The 22,774-nt window shown below is 65.3% G+C and carries 25 protein-coding genes; 8 read left to right on the top strand and 17 right to left on the bottom strand.

The window, feature by feature from the left end:
* Nucleotides 1-18: 18 nt before the first annotated feature.
* Together QSV46_RS26000 and phaR are read right to left on the bottom strand one after the other, a co-directional pair.
* Entirely contained in the window at nucleotides 19-636 is a 618-nt protein-coding gene (locus tag QSV46_RS26000) for a class I SAM-dependent methyltransferase (protein ID WP_314958179.1), read from the bottom strand.
* A 119-nt stretch (nucleotides 637-755) separates the two neighbouring features.
* Entirely contained in the window at nucleotides 756-1,355 is a 600-nt protein-coding gene (phaR, locus tag QSV46_RS25995; RefSeq protein WP_314958178.1) for a polyhydroxyalkanoate synthesis repressor PhaR, read from the bottom strand.
* 303 nt (nucleotides 1,356-1,658) lie between these two features.
* Here phaR and QSV46_RS25990 point away from each other — a divergent pair, with 303 nt between their 5' ends.
* From QSV46_RS25990 to QSV46_RS25980, 3 genes are all read left to right on the top strand, one after another.
* Entirely contained in the window at nucleotides 1,659-2,837 is a 1,179-nt protein-coding gene (locus QSV46_RS25990) for an acetyl-CoA C-acetyltransferase (protein WP_314958176.1), read from the top strand.
* A gap of 237 nt (nucleotides 2,838-3,074) precedes the next feature.
* Nucleotides 3,075-3,800, top strand: coding sequence for an acetoacetyl-CoA reductase (gene phbB, locus QSV46_RS25985; RefSeq protein WP_314958175.1), 726 nt, complete (start codon nucleotides 3,075-3,077; stop codon nucleotides 3,798-3,800).
* 113 nt (nucleotides 3,801-3,913) lie between these two features.
* Complete coding sequence (locus QSV46_RS25980; protein ID WP_314958174.1) at nucleotides 3,914-4,783, top strand: DMT family transporter; 870 nt, start codon at nucleotides 3,914-3,916, stop codon at nucleotides 4,781-4,783.
* Between the two features lie 7 nt (nucleotides 4,784-4,790).
* Here the strand turns inward: QSV46_RS25980 and QSV46_RS25975 are convergent, their stop codons facing one another.
* Nucleotides 4,791-5,213: a cupin domain-containing protein gene (locus tag QSV46_RS25975; protein WP_314958172.1), complete on the bottom strand. Its 423-nt coding sequence runs from the start codon at nucleotides 5,211-5,213 to the stop codon at nucleotides 4,791-4,793.
* Nucleotides 5,214-5,236: 23 nt separating this feature from the next.
* The gene (gloB, locus tag QSV46_RS25970; protein ID WP_314958171.1) at nucleotides 5,237-6,004 is read right to left on the bottom strand and encodes a hydroxyacylglutathione hydrolase; all 768 of its coding nucleotides are present in this window, start codon (nucleotides 6,002-6,004) and stop codon (nucleotides 5,237-5,239) included.
* A gap of 108 nt (nucleotides 6,005-6,112) precedes the next feature.
* Here gloB and QSV46_RS25965 point away from each other — a divergent pair, with 108 nt between their 5' ends.
* Nucleotides 6,113-6,856 carry a class I SAM-dependent methyltransferase gene (locus QSV46_RS25965; RefSeq protein ID WP_314958170.1) on the top strand — a complete coding sequence of 248 codons (744 nt, stop codon included), beginning with the start codon at nucleotides 6,113-6,115 and terminating at the stop codon, nucleotides 6,854-6,856.
* Between the two features lie 55 nt (nucleotides 6,857-6,911).
* Here QSV46_RS25965 and QSV46_RS25960 read toward each other — a convergent pair whose 3' ends face one another.
* The 6 genes from QSV46_RS25960 to QSV46_RS25935 form a co-directional block, all read right to left on the bottom strand.
* Complete coding sequence (locus QSV46_RS25960; RefSeq protein WP_314958168.1) at nucleotides 6,912-7,706, bottom strand: DUF4167 domain-containing protein; 795 nt, start codon at nucleotides 7,704-7,706, stop codon at nucleotides 6,912-6,914.
* A 191-nt stretch (nucleotides 7,707-7,897) separates the two neighbouring features.
* Nucleotides 7,898-8,074, bottom strand: a complete 177-nt coding sequence (locus tag QSV46_RS25955) for a hypothetical protein (protein ID WP_314958166.1) — start codon at nucleotides 8,072-8,074, stop codon at nucleotides 7,898-7,900.
* A gap of 94 nt (nucleotides 8,075-8,168) precedes the next feature.
* Nucleotides 8,169-9,050 carry a peptide chain release factor N(5)-glutamine methyltransferase gene (gene prmC, locus QSV46_RS25950; protein WP_314958164.1) on the bottom strand — a complete coding sequence of 294 codons (882 nt, stop codon included), beginning with the start codon at nucleotides 9,048-9,050 and terminating at the stop codon, nucleotides 8,169-8,171.
* A 7-nt stretch (nucleotides 9,051-9,057) separates the two neighbouring features.
* Nucleotides 9,058-10,143 carry a peptide chain release factor 1 gene (gene prfA, locus QSV46_RS25945; RefSeq protein WP_314958163.1) on the bottom strand — a complete coding sequence of 362 codons (1,086 nt, stop codon included), beginning with the start codon at nucleotides 10,141-10,143 and terminating at the stop codon, nucleotides 9,058-9,060.
* A 55-nt stretch (nucleotides 10,144-10,198) separates the two neighbouring features.
* Nucleotides 10,199-12,466 (bottom strand): phosphoenolpyruvate--protein phosphotransferase, encoded by a 2,268-nt coding sequence (gene ptsP, locus QSV46_RS25940; RefSeq protein WP_314958162.1) that lies wholly within the window; start codon nucleotides 12,464-12,466, stop codon nucleotides 10,199-10,201.
* A 282-nt stretch (nucleotides 12,467-12,748) separates the two neighbouring features.
* On the bottom strand, nucleotides 12,749-14,005 hold the full coding sequence (locus QSV46_RS25935) for an aspartate kinase (RefSeq protein ID WP_314958161.1): 1,257 nt from the start codon (nucleotides 14,003-14,005) through the stop codon (nucleotides 12,749-12,751).
* A gap of 152 nt (nucleotides 14,006-14,157) precedes the next feature.
* On the opposite strand from QSV46_RS25935, the gene QSV46_RS25930 reads away from it, so the two are divergent.
* The 3 genes from QSV46_RS25930 to QSV46_RS25920 all read left to right on the top strand — a co-directional run bounded on the left by QSV46_RS25930 (nucleotide 14,158) and on the right by QSV46_RS25920 (nucleotide 16,419).
* Nucleotides 14,158-14,625, top strand: coding sequence for a PH domain-containing protein (locus tag QSV46_RS25930; protein ID WP_314958160.1), 468 nt, complete (start codon nucleotides 14,158-14,160; stop codon nucleotides 14,623-14,625).
* A gap of 14 nt (nucleotides 14,626-14,639) precedes the next feature.
* Nucleotides 14,640-15,413, top strand: a complete 774-nt coding sequence (ubiG, locus tag QSV46_RS25925; protein WP_314958158.1) for a bifunctional 2-polyprenyl-6-hydroxyphenol methylase/3-demethylubiquinol 3-O-methyltransferase UbiG — start codon at nucleotides 14,640-14,642, stop codon at nucleotides 15,411-15,413.
* 106 nt (nucleotides 15,414-15,519) lie between these two features.
* Complete coding sequence (locus tag QSV46_RS25920; RefSeq protein WP_314958156.1) at nucleotides 15,520-16,419, top strand: EamA family transporter; 900 nt, start codon at nucleotides 15,520-15,522, stop codon at nucleotides 16,417-16,419.
* Here the strand turns inward: QSV46_RS25920 and QSV46_RS25915 are convergent.
* From QSV46_RS25915 to QSV46_RS25900, 4 genes are read right to left on the bottom strand one after another with little or no spacing between them, the layout of a single operon-like run.
* Entirely contained in the window at nucleotides 16,416-16,898 is a 483-nt protein-coding gene (locus QSV46_RS25915) for a DUF1178 family protein (RefSeq protein WP_314958155.1), read from the bottom strand. The two genes, QSV46_RS25920 and QSV46_RS25915, sit on opposite strands and share 4 nt — an antisense overlap.
* Complete coding sequence (locus tag QSV46_RS25910; protein WP_314958154.1) at nucleotides 16,895-17,773, bottom strand: carbon-nitrogen hydrolase family protein; 879 nt, start codon at nucleotides 17,771-17,773, stop codon at nucleotides 16,895-16,897. Before QSV46_RS25910 ends, QSV46_RS25915 begins: the two co-directional genes overlap by 4 nt.
* The gene (grxC, locus tag QSV46_RS25905; RefSeq protein WP_314958152.1) at nucleotides 17,770-18,045 is read right to left on the bottom strand and encodes a glutaredoxin 3; all 276 of its coding nucleotides are present in this window, start codon (nucleotides 18,043-18,045) and stop codon (nucleotides 17,770-17,772) included. Before grxC ends, QSV46_RS25910 begins: the two co-directional genes overlap by 4 nt.
* 47 nt (nucleotides 18,046-18,092) lie before the next feature.
* Nucleotides 18,093-18,890 (bottom strand): ComF family protein, encoded by a 798-nt coding sequence (locus tag QSV46_RS25900; RefSeq protein WP_314958210.1) that lies wholly within the window; start codon nucleotides 18,888-18,890, stop codon nucleotides 18,093-18,095.
* Between the two features lie 64 nt (nucleotides 18,891-18,954).
* On the opposite strand from QSV46_RS25900, the gene QSV46_RS25895 reads away from it, so the two are divergent.
* Complete coding sequence (locus QSV46_RS25895) at nucleotides 18,955-19,803, top strand: methyltransferase domain-containing protein (RefSeq protein WP_314958151.1); 849 nt, start codon at nucleotides 18,955-18,957, stop codon at nucleotides 19,801-19,803.
* A 126-nt stretch (nucleotides 19,804-19,929) separates the two neighbouring features.
* Here the strand turns inward: QSV46_RS25895 and QSV46_RS25890 are convergent, their stop codons facing one another.
* From QSV46_RS25890 to QSV46_RS25880, 3 genes are all read right to left on the bottom strand, one after another.
* Complete coding sequence (locus QSV46_RS25890; protein WP_014439228.1) at nucleotides 19,930-20,340, bottom strand: (deoxy)nucleoside triphosphate pyrophosphohydrolase; 411 nt, start codon at nucleotides 20,338-20,340, stop codon at nucleotides 19,930-19,932.
* A gap of 3 nt (nucleotides 20,341-20,343) precedes the next feature.
* Nucleotides 20,344-21,585, bottom strand: a complete 1,242-nt coding sequence (argJ, locus tag QSV46_RS25885) for a bifunctional glutamate N-acetyltransferase/amino-acid acetyltransferase ArgJ (protein WP_314958148.1) — start codon at nucleotides 21,583-21,585, stop codon at nucleotides 20,344-20,346.
* 130 nt (nucleotides 21,586-21,715) lie between these two features.
* On the bottom strand, nucleotides 21,716-22,624 hold the full coding sequence (locus QSV46_RS25880) for a peptidylprolyl isomerase (protein WP_314958146.1): 909 nt from the start codon (nucleotides 22,622-22,624) through the stop codon (nucleotides 21,716-21,718).
* Nucleotides 22,625-22,774 lie beyond the last annotated feature (150 nt).

Raw genomic sequence — 22,774 nt, 5'->3', positions numbered from 1 at the left:
GCGCCAAGGACTCCGCTGTCAGCCGCGCCGCTTGAACCGGCTGAACTGAAACGCCTGCGTCGAATCCCACGGTGTGTGATGGGTCTCGCTGCGCGTTTCGACCAGTTCGAAGTCTGTCCCGAGCTCCGCGGCCAGGCTGGCGCTGTCGTGGCGCTGCACGGGCAAGCCGCTGCACCTCTCCGGACCATCGAGCGCGAACGTCGCGATGACGACGTGGCCGCCGGGCACAATTGCCGACCGCAGCCGCGCGACGTAAGCGGCCCTGTCGCCGGAATCAGTCAGGAAGTGAAACGCCGCGCGATCGTGCCAGACATCATATGCCTTTGCTGGGCGCCATGTCGTGGCATCGGCAACAATCCAGTCGACCTTTGATGCGGCCACGCCGATACGCTTCTTCGCAGCGTCAAGCGCATTGGCGGAGAGGTCCAGCACGGCGAGGTCGCGATATCCGTCCTGCAACAGCGCGTCCGCCAGCCGCGAAGCTCCGCCGCCGATGTCGATGATGGCGGCGCCACGATCCGGGTTGGCGGCGCGGATCATATCGAGTGAGATCGTGGGGCTGTCCTGAAACCAGCTCACCTCGGCCTCGCCCTTGGTGGCGTAGACGTTCTGCCAGTGCGTGGTGCGGTCAGGCATGTGCGATCAGACATGGCGGCTCCGGCCTTGGCCGGGTGGCAGCGCGCAAACCGCGATGCCGCAATCAATCGTTGGTTCGTGCCGCCGCCGCATGCGGACGCGCCGGCATGAAAAAGGAGCTACTCGTCCTTCTTCGACATGCGCTCGAGACGTTCCTGCATGTCCTTCATCTGCTGGCGCAAATCGTCAATGTTGGCATCTTTCGCCGGCTCCGCGCTCGCATCAGCCTCAGGCTCCGGCGTCGCTGCTGTTGGGCGGCCCGGCGTGGGGACAAATGGCTTGAACATCGAGAAGGTCTGCTGGAACAACTCCATGTTGCGGCGGACCTGTTCTTCCAACGGAGCAAACGGCGTGCCGGACAGCGTGTTGGCGATTTGCTTGCGGAACTTCTCCTGCTCCTGGGTCAGCGTCGCGATCGACTGCTCCAGATATTTCGGCACCACCATCTGCATGCTGTCGCCGTAGAAACGGATCAGCTGGCGCAGGAACGTGGTCGGCAACAGGTTCTGGCCGGCCTTGTTCTCCTGCTCGAAGATGATCTGGGCGAGCACGGAGCGGGTGATGTCGTCGCCGGTCTTGGCGTCGTAGACTAGGAAGTCCTCGCCATCCTTGACCATGGCGGCGAGGTCCTCGAGCGTGACGTAGGTGCTCGTTCCGGTGTTATAGAGCCGGCGGTTCGCGTATTTCTTGATGGTGGTGGGTTGGTCTGATTTCGCCATGGGCTCTCACTTGCAAGCGCGGAGAACGGGAACCCGGCGGGCTATGCCGCAGGGCGGGAAGAGTACGCAACGCAACAAAATAAGCATTTTCAAAGGGGTCACGCTACCGTTTTGTGCGGCACGGTTAATCGGACAGCAAAAACCTGCTTGCGAAAGCGCCAAGAACGCTATTTTGAATGCGCTGCGGCATGAATTCGGTCGCCGGCCGATTGACATGCCTCAACGACGTTAACAGGATGTCATTCGAGACTGGCGAGCTTTTCCCCAGCCCCGCTTGCCCCCTTTCAACCCCAGGAGATGCCCATGTCAGACGATGTCGTCATCGTCAGCGCCGCCCGCACCCCGGTCGGAAGCTTCAACGGAGCGTTCGCGACCCTTCCCGCCCACGATCTTGGCGCGATCGCCATCAAGGCCGCGTTGGAGCGCGGTGGCATCGAGCCCGGCCGGGTCTCGGAGGTCATTATGGGCCAGATCCTGACCGCCGCTCAGGGCCAGAATCCCGCCCGCCAGGCCTCGATCGCCGCCGGCATTCCGGTGGAGAGTCCCGCCTGGGGCGTCAACCAGCTTTGCGGCTCGGGCCTTCGCACTGTCGCGCTCGGCTACCAGGCGCTGCTCAACGGCGATTCCGAGATCGTGGTTGCCGGCGGCCAGGAATCCATGAGCATGGCCCCGCACGCCCAGTATCTGCGCGGCGGCGTCAAGATGGGCGCGGTCGAGTTCATCGACACCATGATCAAGGACGGCCTGTGGGACGCCTTCAACGGCTACCACATGGGCAACACCGCCGAGAACGTCGCGCGGCAATGGCAGATCACCCGCGCCCAGCAGGACGAATTCGCCGTCGCCTCGCAGCAGAAGGCCGAGGCCGCGCAGAAAGCCGGCAAGTTCAACGACGAGATCGTTCCTGTGACCATCAAGGGCCGCAAGGGTGACGTGGTCGTCAGCGCTGACGAATATCCGCGCCATGGCGCAACCCTCGATGCGATGGCGAAGCTTCGTCCCGCCTTCGAGAAGGAAGGCACGGTCACCGCGGGTTCGGCCTCGGGCATCAATGACGGCGCCGCCGCCGTAGTGCTGATGACCGCCAAGCAGGCCGCCAAGGAAGGCAAGAAGCCGCTGGCGCGCATCGTGTCCTGGGCGCAGGCCGGCGTCGATCCGAAGATCATGGGCTCGGGCCCGATCCCGGCTTCGCGCGCGGCGCTGAAGAAGGCCGGCTGGAATGTCGGCGACCTCGACCTGATCGAGGCCAACGAAGCCTTCGCGGCGCAGGCCTGCGCCGTCAACAAGGATCTCGGTTGGGACACCTCCAAGGTCAACGTCAATGGCGGTGCGATCGCGATCGGCCATCCAGTCGGCGCCTCCGGCGCGCGCGTGCTGGTGACCTTGCTGCACGAAATGCAGAAGCGCGATTCGAAGAAGGGCCTTGCCACGCTGTGCATCGGCGGCGGCATGGGGATCGCGATGTGTCTGGCGCGCGACTGAGCTTACACTTAGCTGACGGGTGCGCTGCACACGTCGGTGAGTGCGTTGCACGCGACTAAAAAAAGGCAGCGGTTGCAAATCAAATATTCTTCGCAACCGCGCTGGCCTCGACTAAATACAAACGCCCGGCTCAACGCCGGGCGTTTTGTTCTTGATGTCCGTCAAACCAACCGCATAATCCACCATTAAAAACGATCACTCAGAAACGTCCGAAGAGTCCAAGGGAAGGAATACGATATGGCACGTGTTGCATTGGTGACGGGTGGTACGCGGGGCATCGGAGCTGCGATCAGCAAGGCTCTGAAGGAAGCCGGCTACAAGGTCGCGGCGAGCTATGCCGGCAACGATGCGGCGGCAGAGAAGTTCAAGGCCGAGACCGGCATCGCCGTCTACAAATGGGACGTCAGCAATTTCGATGCTTGCGCGGAAGGCGTCAAGAAGGTCGAGGCCGATCTCGGTCCCGTCGAGGTGCTCGTCAACAATGCCGGCATCACCCGCGACACCGCCTTCCACAAGATGACGCTGGAACAGTGGAATGCCGTGATCAACACCAATCTCGGCTCGCTGTTCAACATGACGCGCCAGGTGATCGAAGGCATGCGCGCGCGCAAGTTCGGACGCGTGATCTCAATCTCGTCGATCAACGGCCAGAAGGGGCAGTTCGGCCAGGTCAACTATTCCGCGGCAAAGGCTGGCGACATCGGCTTCACCAAGGCGCTGGCGATCGAGAACGCCAAGGGCGGAATCACCGTCAACGCAATCGCGCCGGGCTATATCAATACCGAAATGGTGCAGGCGGTGCCGAAAGACGTTCTGGAGAAGAGCGTGATTCCGCAGATCCCGGTGAACCGCCTCGGCGAGCCCGAGGAAATCGCGCGCGCGGTCGTGTTCCTGGCGGCTGACGAGGCCGGCTTCATCACGGGCTCGACGCTGACCATCAATGGCGGCCAGTATCACGCCTGACAGAGCGCGAACCGTTTCGGCCAAAAGCCTGTAGCTTCAGGCACGACAAGGCGATAGTGAAGACAATATGCCCGGCCTCGTGCCGGGCATAAGCGTCCTCAGAGCTTTTTTCGATGACCCCGCGCACAGCCACACTGATCGGACTGACCGCGATCCTGATGTGGTCACTGCTTTCCGTGATGACGGTGGCGACCGGAAAGATTCCGGCGTTCCAGCTCGCCGCGATGACCTTTGCGATCGGCGGTCTCGTTGGCCTGCTCACCTGGATCGGCCGCGGCGATGTGGCGAGGAGCCTGCGCCAGCCGCTCGCCGTCTGGGTCGTCGGCGTGGGCGGTCTGTTCGGCTATCACGCGCTGTATTTCCTGGCGCTGCGCTTTGCGCCGCCGGCCGAAGCCGGCCTTCTGAATTACATGTGGCCGCTGCTGATCGTGCTGTTCTCGTCGTTCCTGCCGGGCGAGCGGCTGGCCATGCATCACATCGTCGGCGCGGTGCTCGGTCTCGTCGGCACCGTGCTGCTGTTCGCCGGCAATACCACCGGGTTTGCGCCGGGCCAGATGCCCGGCTTGGTCGCGGCTTTCATCGCGGCGTTCGTCTGGGCGACCTATTCGGTGCTGTCGCGCCGATTGAAGGCGGTGCCGACTGACGCTGTCGCGGGCTTCTGCCTCGCCACGGCGTTGCTCGCAGCGTTGATGCATGGTGTACTCGAAACCACGGTGTGGCCGGAAACCGCGCTGCAATGGCTGTCCGTCATCGCCCTCGGCATCGGCCCCGTCGGTGCTGCGTTCTACGCTTGGGACATCGGCATGAAGCGGGGCGACATCCGCGTGCTCGGCGCGGCCTCCTACGCGACGCCGCTGCTGTCGACCGGCTTCCTCATCGCCGCAGGCTTTGCAAAAGCCAGCGCCAATATCGCCATCGCCGCCATCCTGATCGCCGGCGGCGGCCTGATCGCGGCCAAGGACATGGTGCTGCGGAAGCGGTGACTGTGGCCTACGGTTCCCAGCCCTGCGGCGCAAGCTCGAATCTTGCGAACTCGAAAGCCGGTGCCACGGTGCAGCCGACGAGCGTCCATTCGCCGGTGGTCTCCGCCATCTGCCACGCGTCCGCCGGCACGATCGCCTGCGGCCGTTCGCCGCTCACAAGGTCGGTGCCGAGGCGCACCTGGTGCTGGGAGCAGCCGTGATGAGCGATGCGCAGTGTCAGCGGGCTGCCGGCATAGTAGTGCCAGGTCTCGACAGCATCGATGCGATGCCAGTGCGAGCGCTCGCCGCGTGCGAGCAGGAAATAGATCGAGGTGGAGCGCGAGCGTCCGTTGAGGTCCGTGGTCTGATCGCGGAACGTCTCGCGGTAGTGCCCGCCCTCGGGATGCGGACGGAGTTCGAGGCGCGCGATGATCTCGGCTGCGGTCGGCATCGGTCCCCGTCAGGATTTGTGCTTCAGGACTTGTTCTTGCGCTCGCGCAGCTCGCCGAACACCGTGGCGGCATCCGCACCCTTCATGTGCAGCCTGGCTGCGACCGAGGGCTCGTCGGCGCGCAGGAACACGTTTGCCCGCTTCTCATCACCAAGCAGGGAGGGAATGGTCGGCTTGTTCTCGGCCCGCAGCTTGGCAACCTCCACCGCGCGCGCCTGGAGGGCTGCGTTGTCCGGATCGACCGTGAGCGCGAACTTGACGTTGGAGGCCGTGTATTCGTGGCCGCAATAGAGCTTGAAATCGTCGGGGAGCGCCCGCAGCTTCAGGAGCGAATCCCACATCATCGGATAGGTGCCCTCGAACACGCGGCCGCAGCCGATCGAGAACAGCGTGTCGGCCGCGAACAGCGTCTTCTCGGTGTCGAACACGTAGGAGATGTGGTCGAGCGTGTGGCCGGGCGTCTCCAGCACGCGCGCCAGCAGGGTTCCGACCTTGACCACGTCGGCATTGGCGACGCGCAGGTCGACGTTGGCGATCTCAGTGGTCTTGTCATGCGGCGCGACGACGCGGCAATTGTATTTCTGCTTGAGTTCGGCGACTCCGCCGACATGATCGCCGTGATGATGGGTGATCAGGATGTCGGTGAGCTGCCAGCCCTCACGCTCCAGGGCCTTGACGATGGGGCCGGCCTCCGGCGCGTCGATCGACGCCGTTGCCTTGGTTTCCACATCGTGGATCAGATAACCGAAATTATCGTTTAAACAGCTGAAAGTACGAATTTCGGCGGCCATGACATCTCCATCGCGCTCAGCCCGGCCAGACAAATATGGCGTTAACGTTGCGCAGGCAATGCAATATTCCGCGCGCGGCGGCCGCCTTGTGCATGTTACATTGCCGTCATGACCATCGACGTCGTCGACCTGCGCGAGTTCTACTCCCGTCGCCTCGGGATTGTGGCGCGGCAGATGATCAATCGCGGCATCAGGGAACGCTGGCCGGACGCCAAGGGCCAGCGTGTGCTCGGCATCGGCTATCCCACGCCCTATCTCGGCCTGTTCCGCGAGGACGCGGAGCGCTGCATCGCCTTCATGCCGTCAGCGCAGGGTGTCTTGAAATGGCCGACGGGACGGCCCGCGCTGGCCTCGCTGGTCGATGAATTTTCGCTGCCGGTTCCTGACGCCGCCGTCGACCGTATCCTGCTGATCCATGCGCTTGAGATGTCGGACGATCCGGCCGCGCTGCTCCGCGAGGTATGGCGGGTGCTGTCGCCCTCCGGCCGCGTGATCGCGGTGATTCCGAACCGGCGCGGGGTGTGGACCCGCACCGACAGCACACCGTTCGGCCACGGCCGGCCCTATTCGCGCTCGCAGATCACCGACCTGTTGCGCCAGACCTGGTTCACGCCGACCGCCTGGGGCGAGGCGCTGTTCATGCCGCCCTATGCCGGCGGCTGGGTGCTGAAATCGGCGCAGATGTGGGAGCGCGCCGGCGCGGCGTTGTCGCTGCCCTTTGCCGGCGTGCATATCGTCGAGGCGACGAAGCAGGTCTATCGCGCGATTCCCGCCAAGCGCGAGCGTGCGCGACTGATTCCGGCGCTGACGAAGCCCGTGCTGGTGCCGTCTTCGACGGTGACGCGCAGCTGAAAGCAAATCGTCCCGGCGAGGCCGGGACGATTGCAGTTCATAAATCAGAAGAGGCTTACTCGCCGGGTGCGACTTCGTCGCTGGAGCCGGCTGGAGCTGCTTCGCGCTCGGGACGCGGGCCGTGCGGACGCCGGCGCCGCCGCGGAAAGCGCTCGCCACCAGCGGCGCCTTCGAAGCCAGGCTGGCCGCCATTCGCGCCACCACTCACTTGCGGCTGTGCGCCGGTGATGAAGGAGGGCAGGCGATCGACGCTGCCGGCATCGGCGACGACGGGCTGCGGCTGGTTCAGCGGCAACGGCTGGGGCTGGGGCTGATACTGCGGCTGCTGACGGTGCTCGCGTTCGCGGTGCTCGCGCGGTTGCTGGTTGTCGCGCTGAAAGGGCTGGTTCTCGCGCGGCTGATGATCACGCTGGTGGTGATCGCGTTGGCCGTCGCGGTCGCGCATGAAGGGCTGCTGCGGCGGCTGCGGCACGAAGCCCGGCTCCTGGCCGAAATTCGAGAAGTTCTCGCCGTCGTCCTCGCTGTCGTCGCCGCTGCTGCTGCCGATCGGCTCGTCACCGCGCGGTTGCTGGTTCTGGCGGAACTGTTCCTGGGCCGCCGCGATCAGGCGGAAATAGTGCTCGGCGTGCTGGTAGTAGTTCTCGGCTGCGACCGGATCTCCCGACGATCGCGCATCGCGCGCGAGCTGAAGATATTTCTCGGCGATATGCGAAGCCGTGCCGCGGATCTTGATGTCGGGTCCGTTGGACTCGTACACCCGGGTCATCGGATTCTGGCCGCGCCGGTTGTTGTTGTTATTATTATTGTTGTTGCGGTTGCGCATCCGCTGCTTGTTCTGACCGTTTCTCATATCCTGCCTTTAATTCCAGCCCTAAAGGTTGCACGCATGACTGATTGCTAGGAGTGACCCGATGACAGCGGCTCCCATCTCTCGCGCGCGCCGCGCGCAAGATCGGCCTGAACCCTGCCGATGTTCGTCGATCGTCGCGTTCAACAAAGACGCGTTCCCCACCCGCCAGCATTCATTGCCAGCGAACCCATTCATATCGCCTGCCGAAACAAGCCCAGCTTTGTTGCGTAAGTGTTCAAGCGCAATATCAGGCTTTCGTTCACGTTGCGGTCGGTAAGCAGCGCAGCTTCAATCGCCATCGCGCTCAACAGGACCTGCGGCTTGGAACCTTCATCAGTAACGCTCTCGCCCGAGAGCCCGGCTTTCACCCGTAGATCTACGGGGCCGGTACCGATCTGTTGACCGGAAGGTAATCGTTCCCAAGCGATATTCCAAGAGGTTTTTTGCAGCCCAATCCGGCTTTTATGGGGGCATTTTTCGGGCCGAAACCGCCCGCGGAATGCCCGCCAGATCGGCCTTGGGCGGCCTGTCCACCAATAACGCGGCAGCGGTCATCAAGGTTTCAATATCTCCGGCCTGACCCCGTCCGGCCTCGACGATCAGCGTCCCGCCGGGAGCCAGCCGTTCGGCCGCCTGCGGGATCAAAGCGCGATAGGCGTCATAGCCGTCATTGCCGCCGTCGAGCGCCAAATGCGGATCGTGCTCGCGCACCTCGATGCTCAATTTCGGAATTTCCCCCGAGGGGATATAGGGCGGGTTCGAGACGATCAGATCGAACGGGCCGCGAAGCGCGGAGGCATAGGAACAGGCGACGAAGGCGGCTCGGCCGGAAAGGCCGAGGACTGCGGCATTGCTTTGGGCGGTATCGAGCGCGGAGAGGCTGAGATCGGTGCCGACGCCGAAGGCGCCGGGAATTTCGTGCAGCAGTGCGAGCAGGATCGCGCCGGATCCAGTTCCGATGTCGGCGATGCGCGGCGGATGCGAGAATTGCTGTTCGCGAAAGATTTCGAGCGCGCGCTCGACTACGGTTTCGGTGTCGGGACGCGGGACCAGCGTTGCCTCCGACAGGCGAAACGGCAGGCCCCAGAATTCCCGCGTGCCGAGAATGCGCGCCACCGGCTCGCCGGCGATGCGGCGCCCGGCATGCTGCGCGAGCCGCGCCGCTTCGATCTCGGTCAGTGGGCGGGTGGCCTGTGCCATCAGGCCGGTGAGATCGAGGCCGAGTGTTGCTCCAAGCAGGATGCGGGCGTCGAGCTCGGCTTCGTCGAGCTGCGCCGATCTCAGCTGCGCAGCCAGCGTCCGCCGTGCGCTCTCGATCGATTGTCCGGCGAAGGGATTTTTCACGCGGGCGTCACGCCGCCACGCCTTGCGCGGCGAGCTGCGCAGCCTGGTGCTCGGTGGTCAATGCGTCGATCAGCTCGCCGAGCGCTTCCCCGGCGATCACCTGCGGCAGCTTGTAGAGCGTCAGATTGATGCGATGATCGGTGACGCGGCCTTGCGGGAAATTATAGGTGCGGATGCGCTCGCTGCGGTCGCCGGAGCCGACCTTCTCCTTGCGCTCGGCGGAGCGGGCGGCATCGACGCGCTGCTGTTCGGCATCGTAGATGCGCGAGCGCAGGATGTTCATGGCGGAAGCGCGGTTCTTGTGCTGCGAGCGGCTGTCCTGCATCATCACCACGATGCCGGTCGGGATGTGGGTGATGCGGATCGCCGATTCCGTCTTGTTGACGTGCTGGCCGCCGGCGCCCTGCGCGCGCATGGTCTCGATCCGCAGATCGTCGTTCTTGATCTCGACGTCGACCTCCTCGACCTCCGGCATCACGGCGACCGTCGCCGCGGAGGTGTGGATGCGCCCCTGCGTCTCGGTGTCGGGCACGCGCTGCACGCGGTGCACGCCGGATTCGAATTTCAGTTTCGAGAACGCGCCGCGGCCCTGTACTTCAGCGATGATTTCCTTGTAGCCGCCGACCGTGCCTTCGCTCGCCGAGATCACCTCGACCTTCCAGCCCTGCAAGCTGGCGAAGCGCTCGTACATCCGGAACAGATCCCCGGCGAACAGCGAGGCCTCGTCGCCGCCGGTGCCGGCGCGGATTTCCAGCACCACGTTACGGTCGTCCATGGCATCCTTGGGCAGCAGCGCGACGCGAATCTTCTGAACCAGCTCTTCGATTCTCGGCGTCAGCTCGTCGCGCTCGGCTTCCGCCATCCCGCGCATCTCGGCATCCGTCGCGGGATCGGCGATCAGCGCCTCGGTGTCGGCGAGTTCTTTGACCGCGGACCGGTAGGCCTTCACCGCCTCGATCAGCGGCGTGATCTCGGCGAGCTCGCGCGTAACCTGCACATAGCGCTCGGAGGAAAGCTGTCCCAGCGATTCGGCCTCGAGCGAGGCATGGTGCGCGAGCAGGATGTCCAGTTTGGTTTCGGGGAGTGACGACATCGGTTCAGTCTCAAATGGAAAAGAGGCGAGGCGGCGGGAAGCAGCGACAGCCCCGCTACAATGCCAGGCCTTCGGCCTCGGCAAATTCCGTCAGCTTCTGCCGGATCGAGACGCTGCCGCTTGGCGCGTCCAGCAGCGGGCCGAGCATCGCTTCGGCCTTCTTGGCGTCGAGATCGATCACCATCGCCTTGACCGGGCCGAGCGCGGTCGCCGACAGCGACAGCGAGCGGTAGCCCATCGCGATCAGCGCCAGCGCGCCGATCGGCTTCGAGGCCATCTCGCCGCACAGCGAGAGCGACTTGTTCGCGGACTGCGCCTTGCGCGCGATGTCGCGCAGCGCGCGCAGGATCGGCGCCGACATGGTGTCGAAGCGCTCCGAGACCTTGGCATTGCCGCGGTCGACCGCGAACAGGAACTGGAACAGATCGTTGGAGCCGACCGAGATGAAGTCGACCTTCTTCAGGAGTTCGTCGAGCTGGTAGAGCAGCGCCGGCACCTCGACCATGGTGCCGATGTCGATGCGCTCCGGCAGGGTGTGGCCGTGCTGGCGCAGGTAAGTGAGCTCGCGCTCGACCAGCGCCTTGGCGGAATCGAATTCGGCGACCTCCGAGATCATCGGGAACATGATGCGCAGCGCGCGGCCGCCGCCGGCGCGCAGCAGCGCGCGGATCTGGCCGCGGAGCAGGCCGGGACGGTCGAGCCCGAGCCGGATCGCGCGCCAGCCGAGCGCGGGATTCTCCTCGATCACCGCTTCCATATAGGGCAGCGCCTTGTCGCCGCCGATATCGAGCGTGCGGAAGGTGACGGGCTTGGCGCCGGCGGCATCCAGCACGGTGCGATAGAGCGCGAGCTGGTCGCTGGTGCGCGGCAGGCTCTGGCCGACCATGAATTGCAGCTCGGTGCGGAACAGGCCGATGCCGGCGCTGCCGGTGTCTTCGATATGCGGCAGGTCGATGGCGAGACCTGCGTTGATCATCAGCTCGACCTTCTGGCCGTCCCTGGTGACGCAGGGAAGGTCGCGCAGCGCCAGATATTGCGCCTGGCGTCGGGCGCGGAAGCGTACCCGCTCGGCGAAGGCGGCCTCGACTTCCTGCGAGGGCCGCACGTAGATCGAGCCCGAGGTGCCGTCGACGATGATGGCATCGCCGGGGTCGGCGATGCCGGGCGCGTTCGGGACTTCGCCGACCGCGGGAATGCCGAGCGCGCGCGCCACGATCGAGACGTGCGAGTTGGCGGTGCCTTCCTCCAGCACGATGCCGCGCAGGCGCTTGCGGTCGTAGTCGAGCAGCGCCGCCGGGCCCATCGCGCGCGCGATGACGATGGCGTTGTCGGGCAATTGCTCGCGCGAAGGCGCGTGGTCCTGGCCGACCAGCTGCCGCATCAGGCGGTAGCCGAGATCCTCCAGATCGTGCAGCCGGTCGCGCAGATAAGGATCGGTCGAGCGCAGCATGCGCGCGCGGGTGTCGGATTGCACGCGCTCGACGGCTGCCTCCGCCGTGAGGCCGGTGGCGACCGCCTCGTGCAGCTTGTGCGACCAGCCCTGGTCGTTGGCGAACATGCGGTAGGCTTCCAGCACCTCGCGGTGCTCGCCACCCTCGGCGACGTCGCCACGCTCCAGCATGCGGTCGAGATCGGCGCGCAATTTGGCGAGCGCAGTGTCGAGCCGCTTGATTTCCTTCGGCAGATCCTCGGCGATGTAGTCCTTGATGACGACGCGAGGCTCGTGCAGCACGACGTGGCCGAGCGCGATGCCCTCCGACAGGATGGCGCCGACCTTCTGCGCGGAATGGCGCGCGGCAGGCTCCAGGCCCGGCTGGGCGAGCGCGGACAATTCGCCGGAGGCGATCAGCTCGGCGATCACCATGGCGGTGGTTTGCAGCGCCTCGAGCTCCTCCTCGACATAGTTGCGCTTGGCGCGGTTCTGCACCACCAGCACGCCAAGCGTGTTGCCGGCGCGCAGGATCGGCACGCCGAGGAAGGAGTGATAGATTTCTTCGCCGGTCTCGGGGCGGAACGAGAAGGCCGGATGGCTTTGCGCATCGCTCAGATTGAGCGGGGTCGCCTCGCTGGCGACGAGACCGACTAGGCCCTCATGGGCGCTCAGCACGGTGTGGTGCACCGCCTCGCGGTTGAGGCCTTCGGTGGCATAGAGCTCGAGCGTGTTGTCGACGCGCAGCACATAGACCGAGCACACCTCGGCCACCATGTTGGCGGCGATCAGCACCACGATCTTGTCCAGCCGCTCCTGGGCCGAGACCTGCTCCGCCATGGTTTCGCGGAGCCGTCTCAACAAGACGCGGGGACCTCCCGACGCGCTCCGCATGAACCGTCAATCTCCCTCGTCTGCCGGGGCCGGAAGGGCCCGCAGCGGCTCGCCCAGAAATCCAGAAAAACAACTAATTTTGCTCATCCGGCACCGGCCCTAGTGATCGCCGGAGCCGTCACCTGAGCCGAATCAGCACCGCCTCAACTGGGGCACAGTTTGTGGCAGCCCACCCTGTTCGCCGTATAGCGAATTGGGGCTTGTTTTGCCAAGCAAAACACCTGCCAAACGCGAAGGTGTGTACACCTTCCCGTTTGCTGCGACCGCTAAGAGAAAATTAGTCTAAGCCTGATCGAGGCCGTAGAGCGTGTGCAGGGTGCGCACCGCAAGCTCAGTATAGGCGGTGTCGATCAAGACCGAGAATTTGATCTCGGAAGTTGTAATGGCCCGGATATTGATATTCCGCCCCGCAAGGGCCGAGAACGCCTGGGCGGCGACGCCGGCATGGCTGCGCATCCCGCTGCCGATCACCGAGATCTTGGCGACGTCGGTGGCGGTGTCGAGCCGGTGGTAGCCGATCGTGGTCTTGGCGGCGGTGATCGTGTCCTTGGCGCGGGTGTAGTCGGCGGCCGGCACCGTGAAGGTGAGGTCGGTGGTCTTGCCGTCCTCCGAGACGTTCTGCACGATCATGTCGACGTTGATGTTGGCATCCGCCAGCGGGCCGAAGATCGACGCCGCGACACCGGGCTTATCCTCGATCTGGCGCACCGAGATCTGGGCCTCGTCTTTCGAAAAGGCGATGCCGGTGACGACGTGGCTTTCCATGATCTCCTCCTCGCTGCAGATCAGCGTGCCGGGCGGCTGGTTGGCATGCGGGTCGATATCCTCGGGCTTGTCAAAGCTCGATCGCACGAAGATCGGCATATTGTGGACCATGCCGAGTTCCACCGAGCGGACCTGGAGCACTTTTGCGCCCTGGGAGGCCAGTTCCAGCATGTCTTCGAACGCGATCTTGTCGAGCCGCTTGGCCTTCGGCACGATTCGCGGATCGGTAGTGTAGACGCCATCCACGTCGGTGTAGATGTCGCAGCGGTCCGCCTTGACCGCGGCGGCGATCGCCACGGCCGAGGTGTCGGAGCCGCCACGGCCGAGCGTGGTGATGCGGTTGGTTTCGGGATTGATGCCCTGGAAGCCGGCGACGACCGCGACTTCTTTCCGCTCCTTGAAGCGGTTGATGATCTCGCTGCCGTCGATGTCCTCGATCCGGGCCGAGGCATGGGCGTCGCTGGTCTTGATCGGGATCTGCCAGCCCTGCCAGGAGCGGGCTTGGATGCCCATGCCCTGGAGCACGATGGCCAGCAGCCCCGACGTCACCTGTTCGCCGGAGGCGACGACAGCGTCGTATTCGCGCGCGTCGTGCATTGGCGAAGCCTCGGTGCACCAGGCCACCAGCTCGTTGGTCTTGCCGGACATCGCCGAGACGACCACGGCCACTTCGTGGCCGGCATCGACCTCACGCTTCACATGGCGTGCGACGTTGCGGATACGTTCGATATTGGCGACGGATGTGCCGCCGAATTTCATCACGAGGCGGCTCATGACGACGCGTGCATTCCCTCATAAGGATCAGTATGGTGGCCCGCACTGGACGGGCCTCGCGGACACCGACCGCGCGTATACATAGCGGCGGGGCCGGGGGCAAGCGGGTTCCTGCGGGGGCAGGGTGCGGGGGTAGTGGGTTAACCGAGATCATGGCGCGTTATATCGACGAGATCCTGCAGCCCGGCGAGAAGGTGCTGTATTCGACCAATGCGCACTGGATCTTCTATTTTCCGGCCATCCTCGCCTGGATCGTGGCCCTGGTCCTGTTCGTCTTGTCTCGGCAAACCACCGTCGAGGGGCTCGTCCTGCTCTGTCTGGTTGCGGCCGGCTTGGTGGCTCTGGCGGCCCTGTTCTGGACCCTAAACGGCTGGTTCCATCGCTTCACCACGGAAACCGACGTCACCAACCTCAGGGTCGTGCACAAGACCGGGTTCATCAAGCGCCGCACCTTTGAAATGGCGCTGGACAAGGTCGAGAGCGTCGACGTCGATCAGACCATTCTTGGACGTATTCTCAACTACGGCGATGTGACGATTCGCGGCGTCGGCGAGGGGATCGAGACGATCAAGACCATCGCCTCGCCGCTCGCCTTCCGTAGTTCGATCACCACGCGGTAGGACCGCGCGTAACCATGAGCATGCAGCAAAATACTTCCCTCTCCGCAACCGCCCGGCCGGGTTCGACCGTCGACGCCGCCGAGATCGCGAAATTCTCGAAGCTTTCAGCCGAATGGTGGGACCCCCACGGCAAGATGGCGCCGCTGCACCGGATCAATCCGCTGCGGCTCGGCTACATCCGCGACGCCGCCTGCCGCAAGTTCGAGCGCAATGTGCGCAGCCTCAACTGTCTCGGCGGCCTGCGCGTGCTCGACATCGGCTGCGGCGCCGGCCTGCTCTGCGAGCCGCTGTCGCGGCTGGGGGCGCAGGTCATCGGCGTCGATCCCTCGGTGAGCAACATCGCCGCCGCAAAGCTGCATGCCGACAAGAGCCATCTTGCGATCGACTACCGCTGCACCACGGTCGAGGAGATCGACCCGCGCGAGCGTTTCGACATCGTGCTGGCGATGGAGGTGGTCGAGCACGTCATCGATGTCGGCGTTTTCCTGAAGCGCTGCGCGGCGATGCTGAAGCCGAACGGGTTGATGGTGGTCTCCACGCTGAACCGGAACTGGAAAAGCTTTGCGCTCGCCATCGTCGGCGCCGAATACGTGCTGCGCTGGCTGCCGCGCGGTACCCACGAGTGGAATAAGTTCGTCACCCCCGACGAGCTGACGAAGTATCTCCTCGACAACCGCCTCGTCATCACCGAGCAGACCGGCGTCGTCTACAGCCCGTTCGCCGACAAATGGACGCTCTCGTCAGACATGGACGTCAACTACATGGTGGTGGCGGAAGGGATGGTGTGAGGGGTCTGAATAGGGCGCGAGCATCGCTCCCATGACGTGGGCGTGATTGACCTGCCTCGCCGCTGGCGGCAGGTTGGCCACAGTTCCCCTCCCACCGCCCCGGCTCATGCTCACCGTCACCAGCCTCTGGATTCCCTTCACGATCATTGCCGCGCTCGGCCAGGTCGCGCGCAATGCGATGCAGCGGTCGTTGACGAAGCCGCTCGGGACCTGGGGCGCCACCAATATCCGCTTCCTGTTCGGATTCCCGTTCTCGCTGCTGTTCCTGGGCGTGGTGCTGGTCACGACGGGCGATCATCTCGGCATGCCGCCGAGCGTGTTCTGGCCGTGGCTGCTGCTGGGGGCGCTCAGCCAGATCGTCGCGACCGGCCTGATGCTGCTCGCCATGAACGACCGCTCCTTCGTGGTGACGACGGCGTACCTGAAGACCGAGGCGATCCAGACGGCGATCTTCGGGTTCGTCTTCCTCGGCGATCATCTGACCTGGCTGAAGGTGCTGGCGATCGTGATCGCGACAATCGGCGTCGTCATCACGGCGCTGCGGCCTGGCGGCGAGAAGAGCTTTGCCGAGCTGAAGCCGACCATCACCGGCCTCGTCGCCGCGGCGGCGTTCGCGCTGTCCGCGGTCGGCTTTCGCGGCGCCATCATCAACGTGCCGGGCGTATCCTTCGTGACCGCCGCCTCGTTCACGCTGGTGCTCGGCCTGTTCGTGCAGACGCTGATCCTGACGGTCTATCTGCTCTGGCGCGCGCCGAAAGTTCTGAAGGGCATTCTCGCGATGTGGCGGCCCTCGATGCTCGCTGGCTTCATGGGCGCGTTCGCCTCGCAGTTCTGGTTCCTGGCGTTCGCGCTGACGGCCGCCGCCAATGTCCGCACGCTCGCTTTGGTCGAGGTGCTGTTCGCACAGGCCGTGGCGTATTACTCGTTCAAGCAGCCGATCGCCCCGCGCGAGTTGGCAGGCATCGTGCTGATCGTGGTCGGCGTGGCGGTGCTGGTGGGAGCCTAATTCCGGTCTTCCGGCAGCGTCGGCAGCGGCGACACCTCGATGCCTTCGTCGATCAGCGACTTCGCCTCATCGGGCGAGGCCTCGCCGTAAATCGGCCGATGCTCCTTGTCGCCGTAATGCATCGCGCGGGCTTCGTTGGCAAAGCGCTCACCGACATTGTCGGCGTTCTTCACGATGTGGTCGCGGAGCTCCTTAAGCTTGGCGCGAAGCTCGCGCTCCTGCGCCATCAGGAGTGAAGTTGGTCCGGACGGCGTCGCCTCGGGCGCTGGCGTAGCGGCCGGCTCCGGCGGCGGCGTGGCGCGTCCGCGTCCCTTCTTGCCGACGATGCGGGGCGCCATGATCGCCTTGTCGACCTTGGCCGAGCCACAGACCGGACAGGTCACCAGCTTGCGCTTCACCTGCGAATCGTAAGCCGACGAACTCTGAAACCAGCTCTCGAATGCGTGGTTCCGGTCGCAGTGGAGCGCATAGCGGATCATGCCGATCCCCGCACGAGGTGCAGGTGATCCGGCCCCGCCTTGGGGTCGGCGACGCCGAAGCGGCGGCCGTGCTGGAGCGAGGGGATCGCCCGGCGCGCCGTCTCGACCCTGGCCGGGTCGATTTTTGCCATGATGATGCCGGGTTCGACATCGCCCTCGGCGAGGACCTCGCCCCAGGGATCGATGATCAGCGAATGGCCGTAGGTCTCGCGCTTGTTCTCATGCAGGCCGGCCTGCGCCGCGGCGAAGATGAAGCAGCCGGTCTCGATCGCGCGCGAGCGCAGCAGGATATGCCAATGCGCCTCGCCGGTCTTGCGGGTGAAGGCCGACGGCACGGTAATGAAGTATGCGCCGCTCTCTGCGAGCGCGCGGTAGAGCGCGGGAAAGCGCACGTCATAGCAGATCGTCAGCCCGACCCGGCCCCAAGGCAGGTCGGAGATCACGGCGGTTTCGCCCGGCTGGTAATTGGCGGATTCGCGATAGCTCTCGCCGTCCGGCAGCTCGATGTCGAACATGTGGATCTTGTCGTAGCTCGCGAGCACATTGCCCTCGGGCCCGATCAGGAAGGAGCGGTTGACCGCCTTCTCGTCCGAGAAGCGCAGTGCCAGCGAGCCGACATGGATGTGGATCTTCAGTTCCGCCGCGAGCGCGCGGTACGCCTTGAGCGAGGTGTCGTCCTCTTCGCTCTGCAGATGCTCGAACAGCGCCTTGCGGTTGAGCTGCATCATGTTGCTGACTTCGGGCGTCTGCACGTAGTCGGCGCCGTTGGATGCAGCCTGCCGGATCAGCTTGCTGGCCTGCGCGAGGCTCGGCTCCGGGAGCAGGCCGGTGCGCATCTGCACCATGGCGGCGGTGAAGGTCCTGTTGTCGCTCATGTCACCGCCTTCACGCTTCCGAGCAGGCCGTCGAGCTTGTCTTCGCGATCGAGCGCGTAGAGGTCGTCGCAGCCTCCAATATGGGTTCCGCCGATCCAGATCTGCGGGAAGGTCGAGCCTTCGCCGGCGCGGTCGTACATGTCGTCGCGCCAGGACGGATTCTTGGCGACGTCGAACTCCGTGTAGGTCGCCTTCTTGCGGGTCAGCAGCGATTTGGCCGCGGAACAATAGCCGCAGCCCGGCCTGGTGTAGATCTCGACAGCAGCGGTCATGTCGTCTGGCGCTCTCATGTCATGAATTCATTGAATTATATGGGACTTCACCTGGTATCCACAACCCGGGCGAAGACCAGCACGTCGACCTGGGCAGCTTTGGCGCGCAGCAAGGCACGGGCGCAGGCATCCAGCGTCGCACCCGAGGTGAGGACGTCGTCGACCAGGACAATGCGGCGGCCCTGGATCTCGGCCTGACGGTCGGGGGATACCTGGAATGCGCCCTGCACATTGGTGGCGCGCTGCGCCCGCGACAGGCCGATCTGCTGCTCGGTGGCGCGCACCCGGCGCAGCACCTCGCCCCGCACCTTGACCCCGCTCTGCCGCTCGATGATTCGCGCCAGCGCGCCGGACTGGTTGTAGCGACGGCGCCAGGCCCGCCGCCAATGCAGGGGCACCGGCACCAGCATGTCGGCGCCAGCGAGCAGCTCGCCGCCCGCCCGCGCCATCCAGCGCCCCATGGCCGGGGCGAGATCAGTGCGGTCCTGGTATTTGAGCGCATGCACCAGCGTCCGCGCGACGTCGTCATAGCGCACCGCCGCGCGGGCCCGCTGGTAGGCCGGCGGGCTCGCGATCGCTTCCATCGACAGCATGTCGGGGCCGGGGTCATAGACGAAGGGAATGCCAAGCCGCGGGCAATAGGGCCGTTCGATGAACGACAGCCGCGCCCAGCAGGGAGCGCACACGCCCTCGCCATCGACCGGCTCGCGGCAGGACACGCACAAGGTCGGCAGCGCGATGTCGAGCGCGAGCCGTGCCGCGCGCGACACGACGTGGCGGCCAGCCGTCCAAGCGGCACGCAGCGGTGCGGCGATGGAGCGGGAGGAGGCGGTGTTGGCGTCCATGGGGGAAGGGTAGCGCCGCACGCACCGGATTGCCAGAACCGCCGGGATCGGCGTAACCAGCGGCATGGCCCAGGCCCCGCAAACTCCGCCCGCCCTGTTTGATCGTGCGCTGCTGCATGCGCGGCAGCGGCGCGCGCAGGCGCAGGGCGAGGTCACCTTTCTGCTCGATCGGGTGGCCGAGGACATGTCCGACCGGCTGGCGGCCGTGACGCGGGAGTTTCACGCGCCGGCTGATCTCTGGACCCCCGGTGAAGGTCTCGCGGAGCTGCGCACGCGGCTTCCTTCCATCGCGCGGGTCGCGCTCGATGCGGCAGGTGCGGAGAAACTGCCCTTTGCGCCGGAAAGCCTCGATCTCGTCGTCTCGGCGCTGGCGCTGCAATTCGTCAACGACCTGCCCGGCGTGTTCGCGCAAATCCGCCGTGCGCTGAGGCCGGACGGGCTGTTGCTCGCCGCCATGATCGGTGGTGATAGCCTGACCGAGCTGCGCCAGGCCTTTGCCGCGGCGGAAGCCGAATGCGAGGGCGGCGTGTCGCCGCGCGTGGCGCCGTTTGCCGATTTGCGCGACATCGGCGCGCTGTTGCAGCGGGCGGGCTTTGCGCTGCCGGTCACCGACGTCGACCGCGTCGTGGTGCGCTATTCCAATGCATTCGCGCTGATGCAGGATCTCCGCCGCATGGGCGCGGCCAATGTGCTGATCGAGCGGCGCCGCACGCCGAGCCGGCGCGCGACGCTGCTGCGCATGGCTGAAATCTACGCCGAGCGCTTTGCCGACGCCGATGGCCGCATTCGTGCGACGTTCGATATCATCTGGCTGTCCGGCTGGGCCCCGCACGCAAGCCAGCAGCAGCCGCTCAAGCCGGGGTCGGCGAAAGCGAGTCTCGCGGAGGCGGTGAAGAAGGCGGGGAAAGAGTGACGTGTGTCCCGGACGCGCTGCAGCGTTACGCTGCTGCGCTGAGCCGGGACCCAGCTCTGTGGCTTCTGGGCCCCGGCTCTGCAGCGCACCGCAAGAGCGCTGCGCTGCGTCCGGGGCACGCGCAGCTCACATCAGCAAATCAATCAAATGCGGGATCAGCGGAATATCCGCTGGCGGCATCGGATAATCGCGCAGCTTGTTGGCGCGGACCCAGGCCAGGGTCTGGCCTTCGCGCGGCGTGACCTGACCCTCCCAGCGGCGGCAGATGTAGAGCGGCATCAGGAGGTGGAAGGTCTCGTAGCCGTAGCTCGCAAAGGTCAGCGGGGCCAGGCACGGCTCGGCGACGGTGATGCCGAGCTCTTCATGCAACTCGCGGATCAGGCTCTGCTCCGGCCGCTCGCCGGGCTCACACTTGCCCCCGGGAAATTCCCACAGGCCGGCCAACGTCTTGCCCTCCGGACGCTGCGCGATCAGGACGCGCTTGTCGGCGTCGACCAGCGCGCAGGCCACAACAAGGGTTAGCTTGAGGTCGGCCATGACCTACGACCTGTAATCCCCGTTGATCGCCACGTACTCCTTGGTGAGGTCGCAGGTCAGCACGCGGTCGCGGCCCTTGCCGAGACCGAGCGAGACCTTGATCGCGATCTCGGGCGCCTTCATCGCTTCCGACACCTGGGCCTCGTCATAGGACGGATCGCGCGCGCCGCTCTTGGCGACGCGGATGCCGTTGAAGGAGATCGACAGTTTGTCGCGGTCGGCCGGCTCGCCGGCCTTGCCGACCGCCATCACCACGCGACCCCAATTGGCGTCCTCGCCGGCGATCGCGGTCTTGACCAGCGGCGAGTTGGCGATCGACATCGCGATCTTGCGTGCCGAGGCCTTGGTCTTGGCGCCCTCGACCGTGATCTCGACCAGCTTGCGCGCGCCTTCGCCGTCGCGGGCGACCTGCTCGGAGAGATTGACGAGCACCTGGTTGAACGCCTTGACGAAGGCCTTCAGGCGCGGATCGCTGGCCCGGCTGACCTTCGGCGCGCCGTGTTCGGCGGCAGCGCCCGTCGCGAAGGCCAGCAGCGTGTCCGAGGTCGAGGTATCGCCGTCAATCGTCACCGCGTTAAAGGTGTCCTCGACGCCGGCCTTGAGCAGGGCCTGGAGTGCCGCCGGCGCGATCGGCGCGTCGGTGAAGATGAAGGACAGCATCGTCGCCATGTCGGGCGCGATCATGCCGGCGCCCTTGGCCATGCCGTTGATGGTGACCTTGGCCTTGCCCAGCCTGACGGTTGCCGTCGCGACCTTCGGGAAGGTGTCGGTGGTCATGATCGCCTTGGCGGCGGTGAGATAATCGCCGGGCTCGGCGGTCTCGGCCAGCCGTCCCAGCACGCCGTCGAACTTGGTCGCGTCCAGCGGCTCGCCGATCACGCCGGTCGAGGCCAGGAAGATCTCGCTTTCGCTGCATCCGACGGCCTTGGCCGCGATCTTCGCGGTCAGTGCGGTGGAGGCGCGGCCGGTCTTGCCGGTGAAGGCGTTGGCGTTGCCGGAATTGACCACCAGCGCACGCGCCTTGCCGCCCTTCAATTTTGCACGGCACCATTCGACCGGCGCGGACGGGCACTTCGATTTTGTGAAGACGCCGGCGACCGCGGTGCCCTTGTCCATCACCGCCAGCAGCACGTCGGTGCGGTTCTTGTAGCGGATGCCGGCCTCGGCCGTCGCAAGACGGATGCCTAAAATGGTGGGCATATCGGGAACGTGTTTCGGGGCGAGCGGGGAGATGGAGGAAGACATCGCGGGGCGCCTTGGTGAGGTCTGGACATGCAGATGCCCGGCCCCTTTATGCGAAGACGCGCTTCGCGCTTAGGGCCGGGCATCACAAAGGCTTAGATACTCTTGGCGTCAGCGAAGTGACAGCGAATTCTTACTTCTTCGCCGGCGGCGCCATCTTGCTGTCGGACGGCTTGGCCGCGTCCGCCGGCTTGGCATCCGCTGCCGGCTGGTCCAGCCGCTCGACCTTGGCCTCCGTGCGCAGCTTGGCGACGTAGTCGGCCTGGGCCTTGCGGGTGACGTACTGCTCGATCTGGGCCTTGACCTGCTCGAAGTCCGGCGCCTTGCGGCTGCGCTTTTCCTCGACCTTGATGATGTGCCAGCCGAACTGCGACTTCACGGGGTCGGAAATCTTGCCCGGCTCGAGCGCGAAGGCCACCGTCGAGAATTCCGGCACCATCTGTTCCTTGGTGAAGAAGCCGAGATCGCCGCCGTCGGCGGAGCCCGGATCCTTGGACTTCTTCTTGGCGAGCTCGGCGAAATCGGCGCCCTTGTCGAGTTCGGCCTTCACCGCCTTGGCCTCGTCCTCGGTCTCCACCAGGATGTGGCGGGCGTGCACTTCCTGCTCGCCGGTGATCTGCTTGGAGGCCTCCTCATAGACCTTCTTCATGGCATCGGGGGTGGTGGCGGCCTTGCCCTCGCTGGCGAGCAGGCTGTCCATCAGCAGGCGGTTGCGGGCGAACGCCAGGCGCTTCTTGAATTCCTCGCCGTCGGCGATCTTCTTGTCCTCGGCGGCCTTGCCGACGATCTTCATGTCGATCAGGAAGGACAGGACGTTCTCGTCCTTGGTCGCCGGGTCCATCTGGGCGAGGCTCGGCCCGAGTTCCTCCTCGGCCATGGCGACGTCGCTCTTCTTGATTTCCACGCCATTGACCTTCGCCAGCACCGGATCGTCGGCAGCCCGGCCGGGACCCGCGATCAGCGCCAGCGCAAGGCAGCCCACGAGGGCGGTGGCGAGGCCGAAGCGCAGGCCGGTTTTGGTTACCGGGAACGAGGTGGTCATGGAAAATCCTTTTGTTGAAGCAGGGGGCTGCTCGAAGCGGGCGGACACTCGCCCAATTCAGGGGGGCTTGGCAACGCGAAAAGTCTGTCAAAATGATGAATTAGCCGCAATGCGGCCGCCGTTGACAAGGCCCTGACCGGGCCATATCTC

It is taken from the genome of Bradyrhizobium cosmicum, from assembly GCF_032290525.1.
Taxonomy (GTDB): Bacteria; Pseudomonadota; Alphaproteobacteria; order Rhizobiales; family Xanthobacteraceae; genus Bradyrhizobium; species Bradyrhizobium cosmicum_A.
This window is presented reverse-complemented; position numbering and strand designations above follow the sequence as displayed.